The organism is Niallia oryzisoli (assembly GCF_036670025.1).
Classification (GTDB): domain Bacteria; phylum Bacillota; class Bacilli; order Bacillales; family Cytobacillaceae; genus Bacillus_BD; species Bacillus_BD oryzisoli.
The window spans coordinates 1,839,433-1,861,234 of sequence record NZ_CP137640.1 but is presented as its reverse complement, the minus strand read 5'-3'; the positions used below and the strand labels follow the sequence as shown (position 1 = coordinate 1,861,234).

Sequence of the window (21,802 nt, the reverse complement as noted above, 5' to 3'; positions counted from 1 at the left end):
TTATAGACCCCCAAAGAGATGTAACAGTCCTCTCATCGTTGTCAGCATCGTTTCGAAAATTTGTGAGACAACCGCCATCATCGTACTCATTACCACCATTAATATGACAAGGCTCACACCGATTTTAAGTGGAATTCCAACCACAAATATATTTAACTGTGGAAAGGTTCTAGCCGTAATTCCCAGTGCAACATCAACAAGAAACAAACACCCGACAACCGGCAGGGACATTTGTAATGCAATCAAAAACATCGTACTAAAGGACTTCAACACATATTGCAGTAAATGCTCAGATCCAAGTGGCAGCCACGCCTGGTCAAGCGGAATAAATTGATAGCTGTAATAGATACCATCGATAATTAAATGGTGTCCGTTAACCATTAAAAGAAAAAATAGACTAATGATATTTAAATATTGTCCCATCAAGGGACTTTGGGCACCTGTTTGTGGATCCATCACATTTACCATGCCAAACCCCATTTGAAAGTCAATAAAACCACCTGCTGTCTGAATAGCCGACATGATTAAATAAGCGATGAAACCAAGGAGAATACCAATCAAGGCTTCCTTTATGATTAATAAATAATAGACCCCATCAATCTCCAATGCGGGAGCGTCCATTTCAATAAACATAATCACGGCTAAAAAAAAGCCAAAACCAACTTTAAAAGTCGTCGGAACTGTCCGATAAGAAAAAAGAGGCATCATTAAGAAGAAAGATGTTACCCTGACAAATACGAGTAAAAAAGCAGGAAATATTTCTACTAAATCCATCATACTTTTCAGCCTATGAACCTAACTAAATTAGAAAATATATTGGTTGAATACGAAATTAAATGACTGAGCATCCAGGGACCAAAGAATACAATGCCAAGTAAGACTGCAACAATTTTCGGTATAAAAGCTAATGTTTGTTCTTGAATTTGCGTTGTTGCCTGAAAAATACTTACGACTAAACCAACAACAAGAGCCAAAGCCAAGAGCGGGCCGCTAATTAACAGAACGGCCCATATTCCTTCTTCCGCTATCGCAATGACCGTTTCGGGAGTCATCCTTTTCACCTACTTAAAAACTTTGTAACAAAGATTTAACGACTAAATTCCAACCGTCTACAAGTACAAATAACAAAATCTTAAATGGTAATGAAATCATAACAGGAGGAAGCATCATCATTCCCATTGACATTAGGACACTGGCAACTACCATATCAATCACTAAAAACGGGATAAATATCATAAATCCTATTTGAAAGGCTGTTTTAAGTTCACTAATGGCAAAGGCCGGAACAAGGGCAGTAATCGGAATATCCTGAATCGTCTCAGGCTGTTCAGCTTTTGTATAGTTAAGAAATAATGCCAGGTCCTTTTGTCTCGTATTGGCACTCATGAATTCCTTAAATGGAACTACGGCCTTCTCATAAGCCTGTTCTAAATTAATTTCATTATTAAATAATGGTGTCAGTGCCTCCGTATTCACCTCTTGAAATGTCGGCGCCATGATAAAAAAACTTAAAAATAACGATAACCCAATAATGACTTGGTTTGGCGGCATTTGTTGTGTCGCAAGAGCTGTTCTGACAAAGGACAATACAATGACAATTCTTGTAAAACAAGTCATTAAGATAAGAATACTTGGTGCTAGAGAAAGTACGGTTAATAGTAAGACTAGTTTTACTGACATAGAAACATTTTCTGGTGAGCTGTTATTAAAAAATTCCATGAACTCATTCATTGCTTGTCCGAACCCTTCACTTTCTCTATTTCATCGTATAGTTTCTGCCTTCCATCTGAAAGATCAACTAATTGCTTTTTTAGAAGTGATTGAAAACTGCTTCCTTCTATTCTCTCTGATCTTCCGCCAGCCTTCTTGAATACTTTTGCCATGATACCGCCAGGCTGTGCCAGCTGATCCAGCTTATCGTTATAAGCCGAAAGCAGCGCATCATATTCCCCCGAATCACTAATTTCTTTTATCAATTGAACATTTTCCCCAACGCCGACGATAAGAATTCGCTTTCCTACTTTAATCAGTTGAACAGAACGATTTGTGCCAAGTGGTGTACCGCCTAGATTTTCGATGAGCTGCGAGCTTTTATAGAGTTGCCCTTTTTTATTTACAAACTTCAAAACAAAATACAGCAGAGCGACGACAAAAACCGTAGCAAATATCATCTTGATAAATTCCCAGAGCGTTAACCCAACCGTACTGACAGTTTTTGTTTGATTCGTTTCTGAACCATCAGCCGACATATCCTGTTTTGTTTCTTGTTGTTCTCCACATGCATCCGGTTGTTCCAAGCAATCTTTTACACTTTTATTTACTTGCTCTGCTGAGGCTTGCACCTGAAACCCAATTAGAGCAAGTACAAGAAAAAAGATCATGAAACAGAATTGTTTTTTCCGCAACATCCTGCACCCTCTAACAAAGTCTTAGCTAAGCGTCTTAGAGATAGCTTCCAATACGCGATCAGCTTGAAATGGTTTTACGACAAAATCCTTTGCACCTGCTTGGATGGCATCAATCACCATTGCCTGCTGTCCCATAGCAGAACACATAATCACTTTTGAATTTGGATTTATTTTTCTAATTTCTTTTAAGGCTGTGATACCATCCATTTCAGGCATAGTAATATCCATCGTCACAAGATCGGGATGGAGCTCACGATATTTTTCAACAGCCTGTTGACCATCAGCCGCCTCCCCAACGACTTCATAGCCATTTTTCGTTAAAATATCCTTTATCATCATTCTCATAAATGCAGCATCATCTACCACTAAAATTCTATGTGCCATTAATCTTCTACCCCCATAAACATTTTTGTATTGAGCTTGTTTCATGGTTATGACTTTTTTTATTTTATTTTAATTTATTTAACCGATCCGTCTGACTAATAATATCGGTAACTCGAACCCCGAAATTTTCATCAATAACAACGACTTCTCCTTTTGCGATTAATCGGCTGTTGATCAAGATATCGACAGGTTCACCCGCCAATTTATCAAGTTCAATGATTGAACCAGGAGACAGTTCAAGGATTTCTTTCACAGATCGTTTAGTTCTGCCTAGTTCCACCGTTACTTGTAACGGAATATCAAGCAGCATGTCTAGGTTTTTTGGCTCAGTTTCTTGACTATGGTACGGTTCAAAATTGGAAAACATAGCAGGCTGTACATTTGGTTGAAATCCCAGAGGATTTGCTGCACCAAAGTGTTGTGGACCTGTATAATAACTTGCCTGATTCACACCAATTTGATTATGTCCTGAATCGCGCTGTTGATAACCTAGCTGTTCCTGCTGCTTTTGGCTGCCTGAATCAAAAGGTATTGGGCTGCTTTGTTGTCCAACTTGTTCCATTTGATTTTGAGACATTTGATGATATTGCGGGTTTTGTAATGGTTCATTTATAGCTTCGCTTATATCTGAGATAGGGTTTAACAATTCATCAACCAGTCCCTTGGCAAATTCCAATGGCAGCAGCTGCATAATATTGGAATCAATTAAATCGCCTATTTTCAAACGAAATGATACCTTCACCAGCTTATCCTCATTTGGTATTTTATCTGTCCCTGTACCTTGAAGAATATCTAATATATCAATGGAGGGTGGTGAAATATCCACTCGTTTACTAAAAATGGTTGACATTGATGTTGCTGCAGACCCCATCATTTGATTCATTGCTTCTTGAACTGCACTCATTTGGATTTCGCCCATCAATTCCGATGGATTTCTCCCATCCCCGCCAAGCATCAAGTCAGCAATGATCGCGGCATCCATCTGTTTAATGACTAATAGGTTCGTACCGGAAAAACCTTTTGTATAACTCACTTGAATCGCAACATATGGATGAGGAAACTCCCCGGATAATTTATTTTTTAAAACAACTGAAACTTCCGGAGTTGTTATATCGACCTTTTGATTTAATAAAGTAGACAATGCGGTAGCGGAACTGCCAAATGATATATTGCCAATTTCCCCGAGCGCATCTTTTTCCATCTCAGATAGATAGTCATCCATATTGAGATCAGAAGAGACATCAGATACATCGTCACTCCCTCTTAATAATGCATCAATTTCATCTTGTGAGAGCATTTCATTACTCATGATCGTCATCTCCCCTCTTCCATGTATCTAAAACTTGTACCGCTAATTTTTTATTCATTTTCCCCGGCTGTCCGACAAATTTAGGTACTTCTCCTACTTTTAACAAAAGCGGTTCATCAATCGATTGATTTAATTCGATGACATCTCCAATATCAAGCATTAAGAAATCTTGGATCGATATATTAGCTGTCCCTAGCTCGACTGAAATGGGGATTTCCGCTTGCTGAATTTTCTTTTCAATCCGTTTTATCTCATCTGGTTCCCTAACTTTTTTATCTGTCTGCATCCAATACTGCATTGATAACTTAGGAATAATTGGCTCAAGCACAACATGCGGAATACAGATATTTATCATTCCGCTCGTATCAGCGATAGCAGTATTAAGGGAAATGACTACAACTGTCTCATTTGGGGAAACCATGCGCAAGAACTGCGGGTTCACTTCAAATTCTGACAAAATTGGATCTATCTCAATAATCGTTTCCCATGCCTCTCGTAAATAATCACACGCTTTTTCAAAAATAGCTGTCATAATTTTTGTTTCGATTTCAGTTAGATTATCTACCTTGTTGATACTTGTCCCCTTTCCGCCAAGCAATCGGTCCATCATGGCATAGGCAATATTCGGATTAACTTCCATGAGGATTCTTCCTTCCAATGGAGGGACATCAAAGACATTTAAAATGGTCATCTTTGGGATGGAGCGAATAAATTCATCGTATGGTATTTGATCAGCAGATGCGACACTGATTTGGACATATGTTCTTAATTGTGCAGAAAAAAAGGTCGTTAACAGCCTCGCGAAGTTTTCATGTATCCGTGTTAAGCTGCGGATTTGATCCTTTGAAAAGCGCAGCGCCCTTTTAAAATCATAAACTTTTACCCGCTTCTCATCTTCCTCTTTTTTTAATTCTTCTGCATTCATTTCCCCGGTTGATAGTGCTGACAATAATGCATCTATTTCATGTTGAGAAAGCACATCTCCTGACATCCAACTCACCTCCATGGCTTAACTTTTCTCAAGATGTCTTCTATTGGAGGAGGAATTGAGTGATATAAACCTTTTCAACCTCACCATCCTGCATAACCTCATTGATTCTGGTCTTTAACGTCTCTTCCAGCTGCATTTGACCTTCTTTTCCCTTTAGGGTTTCAGCTGTTTGTTCAGATAATTCCAAGATAATAATATTGTTTACTTGAAAATTTCGCTTTTCTAATTCTTCCTTAGCCTCTTTACTGTCTGTCTGAATTTTAAACGAAATTCGAACAAAAGCATTTTCAGCCAGGTTCGTTGTGATTTCCGGAATATCTACAGAAGCTTCAAGAACCTCATCAATCGTCGGTTCCGCGGTTTGATCTTGGCCATTGTGATTCAGCACCATGACAATGGCAACTGCTCCAACTAAAGCAATCGCAACAAGAAGGATTAACATGATCATGACAAGCTTATTGTTCTTCACTATCATTTCCCCCTATCTGTTGTCCAAGAAGGTTTAAAGATTGATAGAATTCAAGCACCAATTCCAGCACTTTTTCTTCCTTCTCTTTGACAATGTATTTACTGCCATTTGTCAGCGTTATTGTTGTGTCTGGAAATGACTCAATTGTTTCTATGTATAACGCATTAATAATAAATGGTTTCCCGTTTAATCGCGATAACTTAATCACTGTTAAATTAAGGGTTAAAGGGGACCCTTTAACCCTATCCCTCCCTTAAATTAGCGTTTTAAATTTACTAATTCCTGCAGTATTTCATCAGAAGTCGTGATAATTCTTGTATTAGCCTGGAAGCCGCGCTGTGCGACGATCATGTCAGTAAATTCTTCTGAAAGGTCAACGTTGGACATTTCAAGGGCACCTGAAACGAGAGTTCCTGCTCCGTTTGCACCGCCAGGAACATCTACTGATGGTGTGCCTGAGTTTGTTGTTTCTTGGTAATTATTCGAACCGACTTTATCTAATCCGCCGTTATTAGAGAACTTTGCAATTGATATTTGATCAGCAGTTGTTAAAGAACCATTACTGTCGATATAAGAAACAGTACCGTCACTACCAATACTAAAACTTTTTGCATCTAGAGGAATATTTATAATCCCGCCCTGGCCTTGTACATACTTTCCATTTGCATCAACAAGATTCCCCTCAGTATCTAAATAGAAGTTACCGGCCCGTGTATACGTTGTAATTGCTCCGTCAGAAAGTACGAAATAACCATCTCCTGAAATAGCTAAATCCAATGTTCTTCCAGTCGTTTGCAAACTTCCTTGAGTATCTACAGTATCGATAGTTGATAACTGTGAACCTAGGCCGACTTGCTTTGGATTTACACCACCTATAGTTCCAGTTGGCGCACTTGCTCCAGAGATGCTTTGACTTACTAAGTCCTGAAAGGTTACGCGGCCTTTTTTAAATCCATATGTGTTCACATTTGCAATATTATTCCCAATTACATCTAATTTAGTTTGAAAGTTTTTCATTCCGCTGATTCCGGAATACATGGATCTTAGCATGTTGATTACTCCCTTCAGATATAAGCTGCGTCAGTCGGTCGGCAGCTGTTAGGCTTCCATAGAGGTCCAGCCTCGTATTAATCCATTAAAATGGTTCCATTAATGTTTGTAAAAATTTGTGTTGATGCTTCTTCACGGTTCATCGCCGTTATCACTGTATTGTTTTTTGCACTAACAATTAAAGCAGCGTCTTCCAAAAGTACAAGCAACTCTTTTACGCCCATGGTTTTCGCTTGTTTCACTTTTTCATCAATCTGCTCCCAACGTTCGGCATTGATAGTGATGCCTCTTTGCTCCAGCCTTTCTTGAGCATGTTTTGAAATCGTTAATGTGTCCTTATCATTCTTTAAAGCAGATTGGAATTCAGCTGAAAAGGATGTTCCTTGCTTTTGACCGGTATTTTGCGTTTTTTTCATATTTCCTTGAATAAATGGTTGTGTCAGCGGTCTATATACGCGCATGAATAACCTCCCCTTTATTCGATTTTGATCATTTGTGCAGCCGTGATAGCCGTATTTCCTTCATTTTCTAATTGGAAGGCTGCTTTTCCATTTTTAAATGAAACCGAATGGATGACAGCCGTTTCTTCCTCATTCGATTCATTAACAAACGTTACTTTTTTGCCGATCATCATGCTGGCTTGAATCATATTTGACTCATTTATTGTTTCATTTACCTGTGAAATATTAGCTGGCTCAAGCTCAGTACCGTCTTCAAGAATAAATACAACCTGATCATTCTTATATTGAATACCGGAAACTTTTCCTGTGCCATCCTGCACTTCTGTCGTACCATCCTCTAATTCACTGAGTTTATGCCAAGTAATCTCTTTTCCGACAAACTGATTGTAAGAAATAAGCAGACTCTGCTGTTGCTGTGAAATAAATTTTTCAAATGAACTGTTCAGGTTTGTCATTTGCTCTAATGATGAAAATTGGGCCATTTGGGCAATAAACTCTGTATCCTGCATTGGATTGGAAGGATCCTGATTTTGCAGCTGCGTCATTAACAGCTTTAAAAAATCATCCTTACCAAGCTCTGATGATCCGGTCTTCCGCTCAGCTTTCTGATAATTGGAGAGGTATAAATTGGAATCAATCGTATTGGCCACTAACTTGCCCTCCTATGCTTCTACATTTAAAAGAAATTCTTCAAAAGAAACGGTATTTGTCTGATTTCCACCGTCTTCTTGTTCATTTTGCTCTCTTGGCTGCTGTTGCTTTTGATCCTTTTGCGGATCTCTACTCATAAATTGCTCCTGTTGAAACTGTTGTGCTATTTCGATTCTATCTACTTGTAGATTTTGCGCCAAGAACGCCTGCCTGAGTCCTTGGATTTGCGACTCTAAAACATCTTTAGCAGTTGCTGTTGTTGTTAATATCTTTGCAGTCAGCAATGAATCCTGCTGTGTTAATTCAATCCGCAGCGCCCCTAAATGTTCAGGGTAAAGCTTAATAAAAAGTTTTTGACTGCCTCCTGACGTGACAAATTGACTTTTTGCCAATATCGTTTCAAATTGTTTAATAAGCTCGTCCTTCGAAACAAATTGACCTGATTGTTCTTGCAGCAATACCAACTGCTCCTGTTTTGTAAGGAACGAAAAGGAATGAATCGAACCATTCGGCGTGAAGCTATGATTTTGATTGATGTCTTTCATACTCTGAGAATCAGCTTGTTCTAATCCTGTAAATTCATTTATCATTTGTCCTTTTGCTAAAATGGATTGATTTACTTCCTTTACGAACGGGTTAAACACTTTATTTAAGATTTCGTTTTTGCCAGTTGCGTCATTCCCGTTTAAAAATGTTTTAAGCTTTTCAGCAGTGTTTTGTAACAGCTTGTTCAACTGGGTATTGTCCACGTTAGGCTGTTCATAGTATAAAAATAATTCAAGTAGTTTGAGTGTCTTGGCTAATTGAACACCGTTTTGCTCTGCCGAAATCGAAAGCTGATTACTCGGAACGGATGGCAGGATTTGAAGTAATGACATTAATGCTTCATTTACATCCATGTCCGGAAGCTCTTTCAGCAGTTTCGAAAGCTCTTTCTCAGATAATTCTTCTGGTACGTCATGGTTTGATGCCCTTATTCCTTGCAGAAATGTTGTGATGGCTGATCGTATATCCTCTTCATTTAGTTGTAACTGCTCTAAAATCAGTTTTGACAAATCAGCGCTGTCACCTGACAGTAATTGCTCCAATAAGGCACTCCCCGATTCAATTTCCGTTACATCAGCAGCCTGTAATAACTCAATAACCTTTAGAAGCTCTTCACTAGATAGTGCAGAAAGATCCTGATTAACTGTTACTTCTACTTCATTACCGGAGATAGGCTGCAAGAGCCCTGATAATAATTTAGCAAATCCTAGAGTCTGCCCGACTTTCACACTTTCATTCTGCGAAATATCTGTGCCTGAAATAAGAGCCGGCCCAAACTGTATCTCCATCATGTTTCACCTCCTTTCAATTAAAAGAAACAACGTCCGTGTTAATTATTACTGCTGTTATTTGTTAATAAAGCAGTATACTTGGCTGCATCTTGTGCACTCATTTTTTCAAGAATCGCCGCCAATACATCAGGCTTCAAGCTGGATAAGATTTTTAATGCTTCATCATCACTCATTTCAGCAATGATTGGCGCAGCCTTTTTCGCTGATATCGTTTCAAATGTATTCACAATATCCTTAAATGTCTGCTGTCCATCCTCCTTAGACAAAAGCAAATCATCTACTTGCGCTTGTAACTGTTCCCTCTCCAGCGTGAGAGTCTCAATTTCCTGATCTTTTCCTTCAATTTCGGTTTCAAGCTTGGCAATTGCTGCTTCCCGATCTTCTATTTCTGCCTTCAATTTCGTTAAGGTACTTTCCGCTTCTTTTAGAGCTTGTTTATCATTTACTTCTTCCCTCGTCGGAACAAAGGGAATTTTGTCTCGAAACTCGTTTGCCTTTTCAAATACATTAATACCTGCAACAGTTAATACAAGAACTGCTACAGTTAAAGCAAATAATGTAGGGATCACAATCACAACAAAAAACCATTGTATTTTGCTGTATTTCTTTTCTTCCTCTTCTTCCATTAACTTTTCCATGTTTACACCTAGCTTCCTCGATGCACAAAGTGTTGAATCGAGATATCATCCATTTGTCGTGCTTCAATATGCTTTATTTCCTCAAGGAACTCATGCAAGCCTTTTTCTTTCATTTTTTCATATTTTTTCACTTCGATATTTTTTTGCATTAATTTTTCCTGCTGAAACAGCATATGGTTTCGAGCATTCTGCACCATTTGTTGATATTGTTCAATTGATTTCTGCAAATTGTCGATAAAATGCTGATGATGTCTTATTTCCTGTACTGCTAAGCCGCTTACAAGCTTCATGGACTGGTAGCTTTCTAGATCCTCTTTCTTTTTCAGAAGGTCATATAATTTCTCTGCTACTTCTTCGAATCTCTTAACAGAAGTATTATAAGTAGATAGCGCTTCGTTTTTCTCTCGTTCTTTAACAGCCATAATTTTCTCAAACTTAAATTGGTAACCCATGAATCTACTCTCCTCTTCCAATTAACTGATATAAAGTATTAACACTGTCTTTCATGGACATTTTTTCATGGGTTGCTTGCTTTAAGAAGGAAATAATCTGCGGATATAATTGGATGCTGGCATCTATTTCCCTTGAGGACCCTTTTTTATAGGCGCCAATATTTATTAGATCCTCCGCATTATAATAAGTACTTAAGAGTTCCCTTAATCTTTCAGAAGCTAAAACATGTTCCCGGTCTACGATATTATTCATGACACGGCTGACACTTTTTAGAATATTGACGGCAGGATACTGACCTTTGTTTGCCAAACTGCGGTCTAAGACAAAATGTCCATCCAGAATTCCGCGCACGGTATCCGCGATCGGCTCATTCATATCATCCCCGTCAACAAGAACAGTATAGAACGCTGTAATCGAACCCAGTTCATTTGTTCCTGTTCGCTCTAACAGCTTTGGCAGTAAAGCAAATACAGACGGTGTATACCCTTTAGTCGTAGGCGGTTCACCAATTGCCAGCCCCACTTCACGCTGTGCCATGGCAAACCGGGTAACAGAATCCATCATTAACATGACATTCAAACCTTTATCACGAAAATACTCTGCAATCGCTGTTGCCGTAAGCGCTCCCTTTATACGCATCAAAGCCGGCTGATCAGAGGTGGCTACTACAACAACGGATCGCTGTAACCCCTCGGCGCCGAGGTCTTTTTCGATAAACTCTCGTACTTCCCTGCCCCGTTCACCAATCAAAGCGATCACATTTAAATCTGCTTTTGTGTTGCGGGCAATCATCCCAAGCAATGTACTCTTACCGACACCGCTGCCGGCAAAAATGCCGACACGCTGGCCATTTCCAACCGTTAGTAAACTATCAATCATTCTGACACCCACCTCAATTGGTTCAGAAATTGGCGGTCTTTTTAACGGATTGGGCGGTGACTGCTCGGTTGGCACAGTTTGCAAGCCTTTTGGCAAATCGCTCCCGTCGAGTGTATTCCCCAAAGCATCGACAATATTTCCGATTAGTGCAGGTCCTACCTTTATTTCAAGAGGCTTCATAGTCGCTTCCACTAGGCTGCCGGGAGCAATATCATTTACAGATGTATAAGGCATCAGAATCACATTTTCCCCTTTAAAGCCAACTACCTCTGCTTGAATGACTCTATTTTTTCGATGACGAACGTGAATAAGACAAAGGTCGCCGATCGAGCTTTCCGGTCCTTGTGATTCAATCATAAGACCGACAACTTGTTTAACCCGGCCATAACGTTTATAGGAGTCAAGTTCATCCAGTCTGTTTATCAACTCAGCGGCTTTCATTGTCATCACCCTCCAGCCATTCTGTCAGCTTCCGTTTTATCTCCGAAAGTTGTGTATCAATACTTGCATCAATACGGCCAAAGGGAGATTCCAATCGGCAGCTTCCCGCAGCTAAAACACTATCTGGATAAATAAACAAATTTGTTTCATGCGGGAAAATGGCCAATAATTCATCCTTTTTCGAAAGCAAATACTGATAGTTTTCAGGGTGAACATGTATCTCTACATTCTGAAACTCCTTTACCTCCCGCAATGCTTTTTTCACAAGCGAAATAAAATAAGCCTCATCATCTTCAATTTTTTTATTTACGATTTTTTCAGCCATACGAACTGCCAAATCTAAAATGGTATTTTCCGATGACTCTAAGTAAGCAAGATAATCCTGTTTTGCCGATCGAATCAATTGTTCAGCGTGCATCAGTCTTTCTTTATACTCCGAGTACCCCTTTGACTCGCCTTGCTCCCATCCAGTGCTGTAGCCTTCTTCCTGGGCTTGACTGACCAACAAGGCTCTTTCATGTTCCCACGCATCCCTGTCTTGTTGAATTTGTGCCAACAGTTCATCTGATTCCATTTTTGCTTGCTGTTTAATTCTTTCGGCTTCCAGCAAAGCCGCTTCTATGATTTGGTTAGAGGTTTCTGTCTTTGTTTCTGCTTTTACAGAGAAATCCTCATTTACCTCAGGCATATTAAACAATTTAATCGATATGACTTTTTTATCGGATGGGACATCCGGCCACTGTGACTTAATGAGCCTAGACAATGATATCATCTCCTCCACCACGGGCTATGACAATTTCTCCTGCATCCTCTAAACGGCGGATAATCGCAACAATCCGTGATTGGGCTTCTTCAACATCCCGCAGGCGAACAGGTCCCAAATATTCCATTTCTTCCTTAAATGTTTCGACCATTCTCGACGACATATTTTTATAAACTGTTTGCTTCACTTCATCACTCGATACTTTTAGTGAAAGTAAAAGATCCTCATTTTCACATTCACGAATAATCCGCTGAATGGAACGATTATCCAATGTAACAATATCTTCAAAGATAAACATTCTCTTTTTAATTTCTTCTGCAAGCTCCGGATCTTGTATTTCAAGAGCATCCAGGATCGTTCTCTCAGTTGTTCTATCAACTCCGTTTAATACCTCTACTACTGCTTCAATACCACCTGTTTGCGTATAGTCCTGTGTTACAGTTGTTGAAAGCTTCCGCTCTAATATTTGTTCAATTTCGTTTATTATTTCAGGAGGGGTGCTGTCCATGACTGCAATTCTTTTCGCAATATCTGCCTGCATCTCCTGCGGAAGCTCTGATAGGATTTGACCAGCCTGCTGTGCATCTAAATACGATAGAATCAAGGCAATGGTCTGAGGATGTTCATTTTGAATGAAATTTAAGATCTGCGCAGGGTCTGCTTTTCTGGCAAAATCAAAAGGACGAACCTGCAAAGAAGATGTAAGGCGGTTTAAAATAACCGTTGCTTGTTCCTCACCTAATGCCTTTTCAAGAACTGTTTTTGCATAACCAATACCGCCCTGTGCAATATAATCCTGCGCGAGTGCAATTTGATGAAATTCCTCGACAACCTCTTCTTTCGCCTGACTATCCACTTTTTTTACCCCAGAAATTTCTAATGTTAATTTTTCAATTTCTTCTTCACTTAAATGCTTATAGACCGAAGCAGAAACATCTGGACCAAGAGATATTAAAAGAATGGCTGCCTTTTGTTTTCCACTTAATTCTTTTTGTTCTTTTCTGGCCATCTTCATCCCCCTCCTTTAGTCCTCAGCTATCCATGACCGCAGCAGCTTAGCAAATTCTTCTGGTTTTTCTTTTGCCATTTTTTCAAGTTGTTTTCTGCGTAGACTGTTTTCTGTTTCGTGGCTTTCATTCACATCAGGAATATCTACCGGCTGGATAAAATCTTCTATACGATCCTCTTCTTCATCATCCCATTTGTTCCTCTTAGCTCTAATAAACAGAAATACAAGTAATCCAATAACCGCTACAAGAACTCCTCCGATTACATAAACCCACCATGGAATGGAAAATTTCTCTTCCTCATCAAAAGAAACCTTTCCTTCAAACGGCTGCACAGATACGGATATCTTTTGATCAATGGCTTCATCAGTCAGTTCAGGATTAGCATTTTTATCAATGGACGTTCTGACAATCGTTGCCAGCATATTTTTAATATCATCAACCCGTTCCTGTGATAATGAATCAGGATTATCCGCTTTAGGAGGCTCTACCATCACTTGAATGCCAAGATCTCTTACTTTAAAAGGACTCTCAACAATTTCTTTTCGAATACGATTAATCTCGTAATTGATCGTATCGTCTACCTTTTCGTAATCACCGTTACTTGTACTAGTTTCCGGTTCTTTATAGCCGGTATCCCCTGTTGTCTCGGATTGAGGCACGCCTTCGGGTACATTGCCTGATCCAGTATACGCTTCGGTAATTTTTTGGGCGCTGATCGCGATCCCTTCCATATTTTCTTCGTCGACAGGCGTTACCAAGTTCTCTTCACGATTTTCTTGTGTAAAATCGATATCTGCTGTAACTGAAACAACAACTCTATCCTGACCCATTAATGTACCTAACATGCTTTGCACTTGTCGCTGTACATCCCGTTCAACTTCCTTTTTTACTTCTTGCTGATTTGCAAAAATAGAACCAGATAAATTATTTTCATTTTTTAAATCAAAATACTCAAAGTTTTGGTTCATAATGACGATATTATCTGTAGGAAGGTTTGGAACACTTTTAGAAACCAGTTGATATAAAGCTTTAATTTGATTTTGTTCAAATTGATAACCTGGTTTTGTATTTAATACAATTGAAGCAGAAGCCTTTCCGACATCATCGCTGACAAATAAACTGGTTTCAGGAAGATTGATCATCACTTTAGCATCATTAATTCCTTCAATCCCTTTTATTAAATTAGCAAGCTCCGTCTGCATTGCATCCAGTTTCAGCACATTAAATTCATTTTCCGTTGTTCCCATCCCGGCATTTTGACTAAAAAAGGAATAATCGATACTACCGGACTTTGGAAGGCCCTCTGCAGCCAGTTCAACCTTCAATGTATCAACTATATCTTCCGGAACTTTAATCGTTTGGCCGCCATCGATTATTTCAGATTCAATCCCTCTTCCATCAAGGCTTTCTTTAATCGAACCGGTCTCAGAAGGAGTGAGATTGCTATATAGAGGCACTAGGTTTGTCCTAGTTGTAAAAAAGGATATAACCCCGGCAGCCAATAAAATACATACAGCTGCACTGATCATTATGATCCGTTGCTTTTTTGAACGGCTTGACCAGTACTCTTTTATTGGATTGATAAATTTTTGTAACGATTCCTTCATGATTATCCCCCGGTTATTAATCGATTGGTCAGTAGTAAATAACCGCCTAACTAGAGCAGCATCTTTCTATTAAACTTGCATTCTCATCATTTCTTGATAAGCTTCAACCGCTTTATTCCTTATTTCTAGTGTCAATTGTAAGGAGATACTGGCTTTTTGTGATGCAATCATCACTTGATGCAGATCCACATCCTGACCTTTCGCTAATTTTTCTGTCAATTTATCTGATTCAATTTGTGCTTGATTCACTTTCTCGATTGAATCCTTTAGAAATGAAGAAAAGCTCTTCTGTGTTTCAGATGCCGACACAGTTTTTTGTGATGTTTTTTGTAAATTAGCTGATGTTACTGGTGAAAACGTAACGGATTTCATATATATTTCTCTCCTTTATTTCCCAATCTCTAATGCTTTCATCAGCATATTTTTAGATGCATTCAAAACCGTAACATTTGCTTCATATGAACGAGTGGCACTCATTAAATCAACCATTTCCTTTAGCGGATCAACATTCGGCATCTGGACATAACCATCTCCATTCGTATCTGGATGCGTCGGATCATAAACGAGTTGAAATGGTGTTTCATCTTCAACGATCTTACTGACCTTAACACCATTTCCGGCTCCATCGCGGCTATTTGCATTCATGGCCGTTTGCAAATAAGAAGAAAATTGTCCTTCCTTCGCCTGCAGGACAACTGATTTCCGCTTATACGGCTCCCATTGTCCATTCACTTGTTTTGCACGGGTTGTATCGGCATTTGCCATATTGGATGAAACGACGTCCATCCGAAGACGCTGCGCTGTTAAAGCTGAAGCGGTTGTATTCATACTATGGAAGATTGACATTACTTCCCACCTCTTATCACATTCTGTAGGGTTGAAAATTTCCCATTTATTCTTTCAGTCAAGGCATTGAAATAGATTTGATTTTTTGCCAGATCAGCCATTTCCTGATCAATATCAACACTATTTCCATTTTCGTTATAGGAAACAAGATTCTTGTTCATAATAGATAATGAATATGATGGCTTGGTAAAGACAAAATGCCGATTGTCGGTACGATTTGTTGAGATGGATTGACCAACGGCTTGATCGAGAGCAGCTTTGAAACTGACATCCTTGGCTTTATAATTTGGAGTATCGACATTGGCAATATTTTGTGAGATGACCTTTTGCTTTGTTGCTGAATAATTGAGGGCATTCTCCAATGTGGATATCGTGCCTGAAAATAAACTCATAGTAACACTCCTATATTCCTATAATAATCAGAATTGATGAAATATGTAGAATTTTGAGGAAAATAGACGAATCTATAGTTACAAATCTAATTGTAATTAAAACGTAATAATATGTCTATGACTGTAGTGTTAATTTTATTAAGCAAATAGTCCTATTTTCTAACGACACGCACAATCTCCTTATTTCATTGTAATTCATTCAAACATTGCGAACAATACTGACAAAAATAAATTAGAATAAACACTCCAATATACCTATAATTCTTGTTTTAAGAGAGTACCTATCAAGAGATAGCACCTATTAATTTTAGCTATTTCAACCCTAAAAATCTATAATTATTTCTTGTATTACATTTTGTCGATTTTTATTCATATTTTGTTACAAATATTTTTCGCCTATAACAAAATAAAAAAATCACCTGTTTCATAACAGATGATTTTTTATTTGATCGTTAGTTTGTTTTTAACTTTTCTAATTCAAGTAAAAACTTATCATTCAGAACTTTAATATAGGTTCCTTTCATGCCAAGTGAACGGGACTCAATTACACCGGCACTTTCAAGTTTCCGCAATGCGTTCACAATCACTGAACGGGTAATGCCAACACGGTCAGCAATTTTTGATGCAACCAAGAGACCTTCCGTTCCATTTAATTCTTCAAAGATATGTTCAATTGCCTCTAGTTCACTATATGATAATGAGCTGATTGCCATCTGTACGACGGCTTTACTGCGGGCTTCCTCTTCAATTTCTTCTGCCTTTTCGTGAAGAATTTCCATGCCAACAACTGTTGCGCCGTATTCCGCAAGAATTAAATCATCATCATTAAACTGCTCCTCTAATCTTGAGAGAATCAATGTTCCAAGACGATCTCCACCGCCAATAATCGGTACAACTGTCGTTAATCCGTTCGCGAAAAGATCCTTGTTTTCCGATGGAAAAGCCGAATAGTCACTTTCAATCGAAAGGTTCGGTGTCGTTTCATTGATGCTGAACAAATTCTTTGTATAGTCTTCTGGGAATTGACGATCCTCGAGCATTTTTTTCATCCGGTCATTTTCAATCTGTTGATTAACAGAGAAACCAAGTAATTTACCACGACGGCTTACAACAAAGATATTTGAATTAATGACATCACTCAACGTTTCAGCCATCTCTTTGAAGTTTACTGACTTACCAGTAGCCTTTTGCAGCATTGCATTAATTTTTCTTGTTTTTGATAATAAATCCATTACATTCTTCCTCCTATTAACTAACACCCAATGTTACTTTATCTATTGTTTAGTTGCATTTTTTGTTTTTATTAAAATCATAGACATCTTGCTCTATAGAACTTAGAGAATAAATCGGCTTAAATCTTTATTCCGGGAGATAGCACCGAGTTTCTCTTCTACGTATTGCGGCGTGATCGTAATCTTCTCCATCGTAATTTCTGGTGCCTCAAAGGATAAATCCTCAAGCAGTTTTTCTAATATCGTGTGCAGACGCCTTGCTCCAATATTATCTGTATTTTGATTCACCTCATAAGCAACTTCAGCTATCTTAGTAATAGCATCGTCAGAAAATTCAATTTGTATACCTTCAGTTGCCAATAATGCTTCATATTGTTTAATTAAAGCATTATCTGGTTCAATGAGAATTTTTACGAAATCTTTTGTCGTTAGCTTCGTTAATTCAACCCGGATTGGAAATCTTCCCTGAAGCTCTGGAATTAAATCGGACGGCTTTGCAATGTGAAAAGCTCCGGCTGCGATAAAGAGAATATGATCTGTTTTAACAGATCCGTACTTTGTTACTACCGTTGAACCTTCTACAATCGGAAGAATATCGCGTTGTACACCCTCTCGTGAAACATCTGCAGAAGCTCCGCCGCTGTTTTTACTTGCAATTTTATCAATTTCATCAATAAAAATAATCCCCGACTGCTCTGCACGATAAACGGCTTCCTGTGTTACCTCATCCATATCAATTAACTTTTGGGCTTCTTCTTGTGTTAATACTTTCCGTGCTTCACGGACAGCTAGTTTTCTTTTTTTGCGTCGCTTTGGCATTAAATTCCCCAAAGCATCCTGCATATTCAAACCCATCTGCTCCATGCCTGATCCTTGCAGCATATCAAACATAGATGGTTGATTTTCTTCCACCTCAACCGTAACCACTTCATTTTCTAATTCTCCTGCTGCCAGCTTTACCTGTACACTCTTCCGTTTTTCCTGCAAATTAGCTTCATCAGTCCCATTTGTATCTTGCTGGTCCTGGTTACTGCTGCCGCCAAACAACATCTCAAGTGGATTTTTGATCGCAGTGTTTTTTTTGCTTGAAGGTACGAGCAGTCCGATTAAACGCTGGTTGGCATTTTTCTCCGCTCTTTCCTTTACGCTTTGCATTTTTTCTTCTTTTACGAGCCTTATAGATGTTTCCACGAGATCACGTACCATTGATTCAACATCACGGCCAACATAACCGACTTCTGTAAATTTAGTTGCTTCTACCTTCACAAATGGCGCCTGTACAAGTTTTGCTATCCTTCTGGCGATCTCGGTTTTACCTACACCTGTCGGTCCAATCATTAAAATATTTTTCGGGCTGATTTCATCACGGATTTTTTCATCCAAGAGACTGCGGCGGTATCGATTACGAAGCGCTACGGCAACCGCCTTTTTAGCTTCGTTCTGCCCGATGATATATTGGTTTAATCGTTCAACTATTTGACGGGGTGTTAAATTCATACCATTTCCCATGTACTCGGACTCCCTTCCCACTATAACTCTTCGACGATAATATTATCGTTTGTATATACACAGATTTCAGAAGCAATCTCTAGGGATGCTTTTGCTATTTCTTTCGCTGTTAAATGATCTCCGGCATATTTTTTTAATGAACGTCCAGCTGATAATGCGTAGTTCCCGCCAGAACCAATGGCTAAAATACCATCATCCGGTTCAATGACTTCCCCTGTTCCTGATACGAGAAGCAAATCAGTCTCATCCATGATGATTAACATAGCTTCCAATCTTCTTAAAACCTTATCGCTTCTCCATAATTTTGCCAGTTCAACGGCAGCACGCTGCAGATTGCCATTATACTCTTCTAGTTTGCCTTCAAATAATTCAAATAATGTAAATGCATCCGCTACAGAGCCGGCAAACCCAGCCAAGACTTTACCATTAAAAAGTTTTCTAACCTTTCGAGCAGTATGCTTCATGACAACTGCATTTCCAAAGGTAACTTGCCCATCACCAGCCATTGCACATTTCCCTTTGTGCTGGATCGCAAATATTGTGGTTGCATGAAATTCTGTCATCAAAAACCCTCCTTTTTATTGCAAGTTTAATTCATCAATCATACTTACTGCCATCTTAAGGCTGATTCCCCTTTTCGGTCTCAAGCGCAGTAACTTTTAGACTTTTTAAGTTTATGCTCTAGGATGATGGGACATATATGATTTTCTTAAATATTCATTTGTTACATGTGTATATTTTTGCGTCGAGGAAAGAAAGGCATGACCTAACAGCTCTTGAACTGTTCTCATATCTGCTCCATTTTGCAGCAAATGGGTTGCAAACGTATGGCGCAGCATGTGGGGATGTATTTTCCCGTTATAGGTTGAATCCTTAAGAATTTTATTTAAAATAACTCTAATTCCTCTCGTCGTAAGCGGGCCTCCCCGAAAGTTAACAAAAAGAAAATCATGCATATGGTGGTTTTTCACCAGCTGATTACGGCCATTTTGTATGTATTGTTCTAATGCATCATGTGCAAAACTGCCAAAAGGAATGTATCGGTCTTTCTGTCCTTTCCCATGTACAAGAATCGTTGATAAAAAGAAATCAACATCCTTCAGCAGCAATTGACTGCATTCACCGACACGAATTCCTGTTGCATAAAATAGCTCCAGCAAGGCTAAATTTCTTAATCCAAGCGGGGTATCCGATTTACACGCATCAAACAATTGCTCCATCTCTTCTCCATAAAAGAAGTTCGGTAACCGTTTCTCTGCTTTTGGAATGGAAACTAGCGTAAATGGATTATCTTCAATCATTTTTTCCCTAAGCAGGAATTTATAAAAGCTGCGCAGACTTGAAATTTTCCTTGCAACTGATTTTCTCGCTAGTTTTTCATCATAGAGCTTCGTTAAATAAATTCGTATGTCTGAATATGTTACATCTTTAACTCCAGAAATATTTTGTTCACTCATGAACATAAAAAAACCTTTTACATCGTGTTCATAAGACCCAATTGTATATTGTGAATAATTTCGTTCAATTTGTAAATATTCAATAAACAACTTTAACATAACGTTCACATTTTCAACCATTCCTACTCACCTCTTATAGGCTACTATAGCATATCATATTATAGTAGCCTTCAGCAAATAATTCACAAACTCTTCTTAAAGTTCTGAATTGTATCCAATGCCCGCTTTGCATGTTGTTCATTTCTTTCCTGCTTCCCTCTTATTTTCACTGGCAGTTCAGGAAACAGACCAAAATTGGCATTCATTGGCTGGAAGTTCTTTGCATTTGTAGTTGTTATATAATGGGCCATGCTTCCAATAGCTGTTTCTACAGGAAATTGTACAGCCTCTTGATCATTTATCAGTCTTGCAGCATTAATACCAGCGACCAAGCCACTCGCTGCTGACTCAACATATCCTTCCACACCCGTCATTTGTCCTGCAAAAAACAAATCTTCGCGAAGAGTAAACTGATAGGTCGGTTTTAATACCTTTGGCGAATTAATAAATGTATTTCGATGCATAACTCCATAGCGAACAATTTCAGCCTGTTCGAGGCCGGGAATTAATTGCAATACTTCCTTTTGTGCTCCCCACTTCAAATGAGTCTGGAACCCAACAATATTATATAATGTTCCAGCAGCATCATCCTGGCGCAGCTGGACAACAGCATATGGCCTTTTCCCTGTTTTTGGATCTTCTAGACCAACAGGTTTCATGGGACCGAACAACATCGTTTTCTTCCCTCTATTGGCCATTACTTCAATTGGCATACAGCCCTCAAAAAATATTTCTTTTTCAAATTCCTTTACAGGGGCGGTTTCAGCATTTATTAAAGCTTGATAGAAACGATCGAATTCTTCCTCCGTCATCGGACAATTTAAGTACGCCGCTTCTCCTTTATCATAACGTGATTTTAAGTACACCTTATTCATGTCAATACTTTCTTTTTCTACGATAGGTGCGGCAGCATCATAAAAATATAAATAATCCTCTCCGGTCAAAGATTTCAGTTTTTCTGCCAAGGCCGCGCTTGTTAAAGGTCCTGTTGCAATAATGGTGACACCTTCAGGGATTTCAGTAACCTCTTCGTTCATCACTGTTACATTTGGATGATTCTTTACTTTATCTGTAACAAGCCCGGCAAATTCATGCCGGTCAACGGCTAATGCCCCTCCAGCAGGAACAGCACATTCATCAGCAGAACTGATGATGACTGAATCAAGCTGACGCATTTCCTCTTTTAAAACACCAACAGCATTGGTTAAATTATTCGCTCTTAATGAATTACTGCAAACAAGTTCAGCAAATTTATCTGTATGATGAGCAGGGGTTTGTTTTACAGGTCTCATTTCATACAGCCTGACTGGTATTCCCCTTTTTGCTAACTGCCAGGCAGCTTCACTTCCAGCAAGACCAGCACCAATAACATTAACGTATCTATCTGTCATACTTAACCTCCTAAATTAAAAACAT

27 protein-coding genes are annotated in these 21,802 nt (G+C 38.8%); all 27 read right to left on the bottom strand.

The features are described from left to right. On the bottom strand, positions 1-777 hold the full coding sequence (gene fliR / locus R4Z09_RS09405; RefSeq protein ID WP_338452062.1) for a flagellar biosynthetic protein FliR: 777 nt from the start codon (positions 775-777) through the stop codon (positions 1-3). 5 nt (positions 778-782) lie between these two features. Beyond that, positions 783-1,052, bottom strand: coding sequence for a flagellar biosynthesis protein FliQ (fliQ, locus tag R4Z09_RS09400; protein ID WP_338452061.1), 270 nt, complete (start codon positions 1,050-1,052; stop codon positions 783-785). Positions 1,053-1,065: 13 nt separating this feature from the next. Further along, the gene (fliP, locus tag R4Z09_RS09395; RefSeq protein WP_338452060.1) at positions 1,066-1,731 is read right to left on the bottom strand and encodes a flagellar type III secretion system pore protein FliP; all 666 of its coding nucleotides are present in this window, start codon (positions 1,729-1,731) and stop codon (positions 1,066-1,068) included. Next, complete coding sequence (locus R4Z09_RS09390) at positions 1,728-2,408, bottom strand: flagellar biosynthetic protein FliO (RefSeq protein ID WP_338452059.1); 681 nt, start codon at positions 2,406-2,408, stop codon at positions 1,728-1,730. The genes fliP and R4Z09_RS09390 overlap by 4 nt, the downstream gene beginning before the upstream one ends. Positions 2,409-2,429: 21 nt before the next feature. After that, entirely contained in the window at positions 2,430-2,792 is a 363-nt protein-coding gene (locus tag R4Z09_RS09385; RefSeq protein ID WP_338452058.1) for a response regulator, read from the bottom strand. Between the two features lie 64 nt (positions 2,793-2,856). Further along, positions 2,857-4,104, bottom strand: coding sequence for a flagellar motor switch phosphatase FliY (fliY, locus tag R4Z09_RS09380; RefSeq protein WP_338453238.1), 1,248 nt, complete (start codon positions 4,102-4,104; stop codon positions 2,857-2,859). Next, entirely contained in the window at positions 4,094-5,092 is a 999-nt protein-coding gene (gene fliM, locus R4Z09_RS09375) for a flagellar motor switch protein FliM (RefSeq protein WP_338452057.1), read from the bottom strand. The genes fliY and fliM overlap by 11 nt, the downstream gene beginning before the upstream one ends. A 40-nt stretch (positions 5,093-5,132) precedes the next feature. After that, a complete protein-coding gene (gene fliL, locus R4Z09_RS09370; protein WP_338452056.1) occupies positions 5,133-5,561 on the bottom strand; it encodes a flagellar basal body-associated protein FliL in 429 nt (142 codons plus the stop codon). After that, positions 5,548-5,769 (bottom strand): flagellar FlbD family protein, encoded by a 222-nt coding sequence (locus R4Z09_RS09365; RefSeq protein WP_338452055.1) that lies wholly within the window; start codon positions 5,767-5,769, stop codon positions 5,548-5,550. Before R4Z09_RS09365 ends, fliL begins: the two co-directional genes overlap by 14 nt. A gap of 50 nt (positions 5,770-5,819) precedes the next feature. Then, positions 5,820-6,611 carry a flagellar basal body rod protein FlgG gene (gene flgG / locus R4Z09_RS09360; RefSeq protein WP_338452054.1) on the bottom strand — a complete coding sequence of 264 codons (792 nt, stop codon included), beginning with the start codon at positions 6,609-6,611 and terminating at the stop codon, positions 5,820-5,822. 77 nt (positions 6,612-6,688) lie between these two features. Beyond that, positions 6,689-7,072, bottom strand: a complete 384-nt coding sequence (locus R4Z09_RS09355) for a TIGR02530 family flagellar biosynthesis protein (RefSeq protein WP_422392256.1) — start codon at positions 7,070-7,072, stop codon at positions 6,689-6,691. 14 nt (positions 7,073-7,086) lie between these two features. Further along, positions 7,087-7,722 (bottom strand): flagellar hook assembly protein FlgD, encoded by a 636-nt coding sequence (gene flgD / locus R4Z09_RS09350; protein WP_338452053.1) that lies wholly within the window; start codon positions 7,720-7,722, stop codon positions 7,087-7,089. Positions 7,723-7,734: 12 nt separating this feature from the next. Beyond that, on the bottom strand, positions 7,735-9,060 hold the full coding sequence (locus R4Z09_RS09345; RefSeq protein WP_338452052.1) for a flagellar hook-length control protein FliK: 1,326 nt from the start codon (positions 9,058-9,060) through the stop codon (positions 7,735-7,737). Positions 9,061-9,098: 38 nt separating this feature from the next. Continuing rightward, positions 9,099-9,698, bottom strand: a complete 600-nt coding sequence (locus R4Z09_RS09340; RefSeq protein ID WP_338452051.1) for a MotE family protein — start codon at positions 9,696-9,698, stop codon at positions 9,099-9,101. An 8-nt stretch (positions 9,699-9,706) separates the two neighbouring features. Continuing rightward, complete coding sequence (gene fliJ / locus R4Z09_RS09335) at positions 9,707-10,150, bottom strand: flagellar export protein FliJ (protein ID WP_338452050.1); 444 nt, start codon at positions 10,148-10,150, stop codon at positions 9,707-9,709. A gap of 4 nt (positions 10,151-10,154) precedes the next feature. Beyond that, positions 10,155-11,471, bottom strand: coding sequence for a flagellar protein export ATPase FliI (gene fliI, locus R4Z09_RS09330; RefSeq protein ID WP_338452049.1), 1,317 nt, complete (start codon positions 11,469-11,471; stop codon positions 10,155-10,157). Further along, complete coding sequence (gene fliH, locus R4Z09_RS09325) at positions 11,458-12,234, bottom strand: flagellar assembly protein FliH (RefSeq protein WP_338452048.1); 777 nt, start codon at positions 12,232-12,234, stop codon at positions 11,458-11,460. Before fliH ends, fliI begins: the two co-directional genes overlap by 14 nt. Then, positions 12,227-13,243, bottom strand: a complete 1,017-nt coding sequence (gene fliG, locus R4Z09_RS09320) for a flagellar motor switch protein FliG (protein WP_338452047.1) — start codon at positions 13,241-13,243, stop codon at positions 12,227-12,229. The genes fliH and fliG overlap by 8 nt, the downstream gene beginning before the upstream one ends. 15 nt (positions 13,244-13,258) lie before the next feature. Continuing rightward, complete coding sequence (gene fliF, locus R4Z09_RS09315) at positions 13,259-14,851, bottom strand: flagellar basal-body MS-ring/collar protein FliF (protein WP_338452046.1); 1,593 nt, start codon at positions 14,849-14,851, stop codon at positions 13,259-13,261. Positions 14,852-14,920: 69 nt separating this feature from the next. Continuing rightward, positions 14,921-15,223, bottom strand: coding sequence for a flagellar hook-basal body complex protein FliE (fliE, locus tag R4Z09_RS09310; RefSeq protein ID WP_338452045.1), 303 nt, complete (start codon positions 15,221-15,223; stop codon positions 14,921-14,923). A 15-nt stretch (positions 15,224-15,238) separates the two neighbouring features. Continuing rightward, complete coding sequence (gene flgC / locus R4Z09_RS09305) at positions 15,239-15,697, bottom strand: flagellar basal body rod protein FlgC (RefSeq protein WP_338452044.1); 459 nt, start codon at positions 15,695-15,697, stop codon at positions 15,239-15,241. Further along, positions 15,697-16,089 carry a flagellar basal body rod protein FlgB gene (flgB, locus tag R4Z09_RS09300; protein WP_338452043.1) on the bottom strand — a complete coding sequence of 131 codons (393 nt, stop codon included), beginning with the start codon at positions 16,087-16,089 and terminating at the stop codon, positions 15,697-15,699. Before flgB ends, flgC begins: the two co-directional genes overlap by 1 nt. A 452-nt stretch (positions 16,090-16,541) precedes the next feature. Continuing rightward, positions 16,542-17,321, bottom strand: a complete 780-nt coding sequence (gene codY / locus R4Z09_RS09295) for a GTP-sensing pleiotropic transcriptional regulator CodY (RefSeq protein WP_338452042.1) — start codon at positions 17,319-17,321, stop codon at positions 16,542-16,544. Positions 17,322-17,423: 102 nt separating this feature from the next. Beyond that, positions 17,424-18,830 (bottom strand): HslU--HslV peptidase ATPase subunit, encoded by a 1,407-nt coding sequence (gene hslU / locus R4Z09_RS09290; RefSeq protein WP_422392255.1) that lies wholly within the window; start codon positions 18,828-18,830, stop codon positions 17,424-17,426. Positions 18,831-18,850: 20 nt separating this feature from the next. After that, on the bottom strand, positions 18,851-19,393 hold the full coding sequence (hslV, locus tag R4Z09_RS09285) for an ATP-dependent protease subunit HslV (RefSeq protein WP_338452041.1): 543 nt from the start codon (positions 19,391-19,393) through the stop codon (positions 18,851-18,853). Positions 19,394-19,504: 111 nt separating this feature from the next. Continuing rightward, positions 19,505-20,407 (bottom strand): tyrosine recombinase XerC, encoded by a 903-nt coding sequence (xerC, locus tag R4Z09_RS09280; protein ID WP_338452040.1) that lies wholly within the window; start codon positions 20,405-20,407, stop codon positions 19,505-19,507. A gap of 62 nt (positions 20,408-20,469) precedes the next feature. Then, positions 20,470-21,777, bottom strand: a complete 1,308-nt coding sequence (gene trmFO / locus R4Z09_RS09275) for an FADH(2)-oxidizing methylenetetrahydrofolate--tRNA-(uracil(54)-C(5))-methyltransferase TrmFO (protein ID WP_338452039.1) — start codon at positions 21,775-21,777, stop codon at positions 20,470-20,472. Positions 21,778-21,802: the final 25 nt, after the last annotated feature.

Bases quoted from the DNA above. Each gene is read 5' to 3' on its own strand.
- fliP (WP_338452060.1), bottom strand. From the start codon at position 1,731: ATGAATGAGTTCATGGAATTTTTTAATAACAGCTCACCAGAAAATGTT.
- fliE (WP_338452045.1), bottom strand. From the start codon at position 15,223: ATGAAATCCGTTACGTTTTCACCAGTAACATCAGCTAATTTACAAAAA.
- fliF (WP_338452046.1), bottom strand. From the start codon at position 14,851: ATGAAGGAATCGTTACAAAAATTTATCAATCCAATAAAAGAGTACTGG.
- fliM (WP_338452057.1), bottom strand. From the start codon at position 5,092: ATGTCAGGAGATGTGCTTTCTCAACATGAAATAGATGCATTATTGTCA.
- fliI (WP_338452049.1), bottom strand. From the start codon at position 11,471: ATGAAAGCCGCTGAGTTGATAAACAGACTGGATGAACTTGACTCCTAT.
- trmFO (WP_338452039.1), bottom strand. From the start codon at position 21,777: ATGACAGATAGATACGTTAATGTTATTGGTGCTGGTCTTGCTGGAAGT.
- R4Z09_RS09345 (WP_338452052.1), bottom strand. From the start codon at position 9,060: ATGATGGAGATACAGTTTGGGCCGGCTCTTATTTCAGGCACAGATATT.
- fliR (WP_338452062.1), bottom strand. From the start codon at position 777: ATGATGGATTTAGTAGAAATATTTCCTGCTTTTTTACTCGTATTTGTC.
- R4Z09_RS09340 (WP_338452051.1), bottom strand. From the start codon at position 9,698: ATGGAAAAGTTAATGGAAGAAGAGGAAGAAAAGAAATACAGCAAAATA.
- flgB (WP_338452043.1), bottom strand. From the start codon at position 16,089: ATGAGTTTATTTTCAGGCACGATATCCACATTGGAGAATGCCCTCAAT.
- fliQ (WP_338452061.1), bottom strand. From the start codon at position 1,052: ATGACTCCCGAAACGGTCATTGCGATAGCGGAAGAAGGAATATGGGCC.
- R4Z09_RS09385 (WP_338452058.1), bottom strand. From the start codon at position 2,792: ATGGCACATAGAATTTTAGTGGTAGATGATGCTGCATTTATGAGAATG.
- hslU (WP_422392255.1), bottom strand. From the start codon at position 18,830: ATGGGAAATGGTATGAATTTAACACCCCGTCAAATAGTTGAACGATTA.
- codY (WP_338452042.1), bottom strand. From the start codon at position 17,321: ATGGATTTATTATCAAAAACAAGAAAAATTAATGCAATGCTGCAAAAG.
- flgG (WP_338452054.1), bottom strand. From the start codon at position 6,611: ATGCTAAGATCCATGTATTCCGGAATCAGCGGAATGAAAAACTTTCAA.
- fliG (WP_338452047.1), bottom strand. From the start codon at position 13,243: ATGGCCAGAAAAGAACAAAAAGAATTAAGTGGAAAACAAAAGGCAGCC.
- R4Z09_RS09390 (WP_338452059.1), bottom strand. From the start codon at position 2,408: ATGTTGCGGAAAAAACAATTCTGTTTCATGATCTTTTTTCTTGTACTT.
- fliJ (WP_338452050.1), bottom strand. From the start codon at position 10,150: ATGGGTTACCAATTTAAGTTTGAGAAAATTATGGCTGTTAAAGAACGA.
- xerC (WP_338452040.1), bottom strand. From the start codon at position 20,407: ATGGTTGAAAATGTGAACGTTATGTTAAAGTTGTTTATTGAATATTTA.
- flgC (WP_338452044.1), bottom strand. From the start codon at position 15,697: ATGTCAATCTTCCATAGTATGAATACAACCGCTTCAGCTTTAACAGCG.
- R4Z09_RS09355 (WP_422392256.1), bottom strand. From the start codon at position 7,072: ATGCGCGTATATAGACCGCTGACACAACCATTTATTCAAGGAAATATG.
- hslV (WP_338452041.1), bottom strand. From the start codon at position 19,393: ATGACAGAATTTCATGCAACCACAATATTTGCGATCCAGCACAAAGGG.